A 1,848-nucleotide genomic window follows, 5' to 3' on the forward strand; every position below is an offset into this window, starting at 1 on the left:
CAGAAACGTCCTGAGGCCGTTTTAGCGGTGCGTACAATTAAGGGATTATGGTAAATGGTGACTTGGTTAATCATAAACATCCTGGGGGATGGCATACACCAGTTGGATATCCGGTGCATCGTTGAGCCATCGACCTGATTTTTTCATTAAGTAGCCACCAATTTCTTCGGTAGTCAGCCGGGCATGAAACAATGCTTCATCATTGAACCAGCAGTCAGGGTGATAGATGAGATCCAGTGGGTTTGCCTTGAAATTAATCTCCAGTAACTGGAGTGCATAGCTGTGGTCAGATGCACTACCTTCTGCTTTGCGTATGAAGTTGATAACGTCGTTCAGTTCTTTCCATGTAAAGTCATCGAGGTATTTTTCCTGATTAAGCGCCATCCTGGTGAAATCTAGTGCACTTGACGCACCTGGTGCAAACGGACCACTGACGCTAAGCGGGCCGGTACCACTACCGGAGCGTATTCTGCATACCGGTGATCAGATTTCGGCGCCACAGGCTACAGATAAAACCGTGACGCCGGTAGCGGATGACCTCGATTTTGACGATATTATTCTGGTGTTTCCTCCGGAATCCGGCCTAAAACCGCTGTATGTGATGTACCGTAGCCCTCGTAACATGCCCGGTACAGTGAGCGGCAAAGGGCAGAACGTTGGCAATAACTGGATGGGGGGGGCCAGTACCGGGGATGGTGCTCCTGTTCCTTCCCAGATTGCGGATAAATTACGCGGGAAGACTTTCGGTAGTTTTGATTCTTTCCGTCGGGCGTTCTGGAAAGCGGTTGCTGACGATTCTGCACTGAGCAAGCAATTTAGTGAAGCTGATATTAATCAGATGAAAGCTGGAAGGGCACCTACTGCGGACTTTTTAGAATCAGTAGGGAAACGTGTTAAAATTGAATTACACCACGAAAAAGAAATATCTCAAGGAGGGGCTGTTATGGATGTCGATAACATTAAGGCGCTAACACCTAAAAATCATATTGAGACACATAAAGGAAAATAAAATGGCTGGTAATAAAATTTCAGATTTTACGGAAGAAGAATTTACTGCTTTTGTTAGTAAAATAATCGCTGCTGATTTTCCAACTGACAAAGAGAACGATGATGCTATTTATTCGTTCGCCCAACTAACAGAGCATCCTGCTGGTTGGAACCTCATCTTCAAGCCTAAGGTAGGCGAAGATTCTTCGGCGAAAGGAATTGTTAAAACCGTAAAGGAATGGCGAGCTGCTAACGGTAAGCCAGGTTTTAAAAAAGCGTGATTGAATTTGCGGGTTCAAGTTATGAGCCCGCTCATTTGTAACTCTGGATTTGAAGAATAATTACTAGATATCCATTTGCCTAGAATAATAAAAATAAAAGGTGATATATGAAAAAATTACTTTTCCTAGGGGTTGTTACCGTTTCTGTGGTTCTGGCAGCATGTCAGGTCAATAATGTTCGAGACACCGGAGGTGGGGCTGTTTCACCTTCATCGACGGTGACCGGAGTCACGCTTGATAGCGGTACGAACGGCAATCCGTAAAGGATCTTCTTGAGATCCCATTTGGATCGTCGTAATCTCTTGCTCTGTAAACGAAAAAACCGCCTTGCAGGGCGGTTTTTCCGAAGGTTCAAACACTTGCAGGTGATTGAACCAAGGTAACTGGCTTAGAGGAGCGCAGTCACCAAAACTTGTTCTTTCAGTTTAGCCTTAACAGGCGCATGACTTCAAGACCAACTCCTCTAAATCCGTTACCAGTGGCTGCTGCCAGTGGCGCTTTGTCGTGTCTTTCCGGGTTGGACTCAAGATGATAGTTACCGGATAAGACGCAGCAGTCGGACTGAACGGGGGGTTCGTGC

Annotated in this window: 3 protein-coding genes and 2 pseudogenes; 3 read left to right on the forward strand and 2 right to left on the reverse strand. The window is 45.8% G+C overall.

Going from position 1 to position 1,848, the window contains the following annotated elements:
* Window positions 1-66: 66 nt before the first annotated feature.
* A pseudogene (locus HMPREF3096_RS14750) lies at window positions 67-408 on the reverse strand (hypothetical protein); the annotation flags it as partial.
* On the opposite strand from HMPREF3096_RS14750, the pseudogene HMPREF3096_RS14755 reads away from it, so the two are divergent.
* The 3 genes and pseudogenes from HMPREF3096_RS14755 to HMPREF3096_RS29380 all read left to right on the forward strand — a co-directional run.
* A pseudogene (locus tag HMPREF3096_RS14755) lies at window positions 398-1,009 on the forward strand (klebicin B-related nuclease bacteriocin); the annotation flags it as partial. The pseudogenes HMPREF3096_RS14750 and HMPREF3096_RS14755 sit on opposite strands and share 11 nt — an antisense overlap.
* Window position 1,010: 1 nt before the next feature.
* Window positions 1,011-1,268 (forward strand): bacteriocin immunity protein, encoded by a 258-nt coding sequence (locus tag HMPREF3096_RS14760; RefSeq protein ID WP_025714833.1) that lies wholly within the window; start codon window positions 1,011-1,013, stop codon window positions 1,266-1,268.
* 107 nt (window positions 1,269-1,375) lie between these two features.
* A complete protein-coding gene (locus HMPREF3096_RS29380) occupies window positions 1,376-1,531 on the forward strand; it encodes a colicin release lysis protein (RefSeq protein WP_071561715.1) in 156 nt (51 codons plus the stop codon).
* 157 nt (window positions 1,532-1,688) lie between these two features.
* On the opposite strand, the gene HMPREF3096_RS31475 is transcribed toward HMPREF3096_RS29380, so the two are convergent.
* Window positions 1,689-1,848: replication initiation protein (locus HMPREF3096_RS31475; RefSeq protein WP_077270170.1), on the reverse strand; the 160-nt coding region annotated here is incomplete at its 5' end.

Origin of the sequence: Klebsiella sp. HMSC25G12 (assembly GCF_001807705.1) — a bacterium.
Classification (GTDB): Bacteria; Pseudomonadota; Gammaproteobacteria; order Enterobacterales; family Enterobacteriaceae; genus Klebsiella; species Klebsiella variicola.

Coding starts and splice junctions, on each gene's coding strand:
- HMPREF3096_RS14760 (WP_025714833.1), top strand. CDS start 1,011: ATGGCTGGTAATAAAATTTCAGATTTTACGGAAGAAGAATTTACTGCT.
- HMPREF3096_RS29380 (WP_071561715.1), top strand. CDS start 1,376: ATGAAAAAATTACTTTTCCTAGGGGTTGTTACCGTTTCTGTGGTTCTG.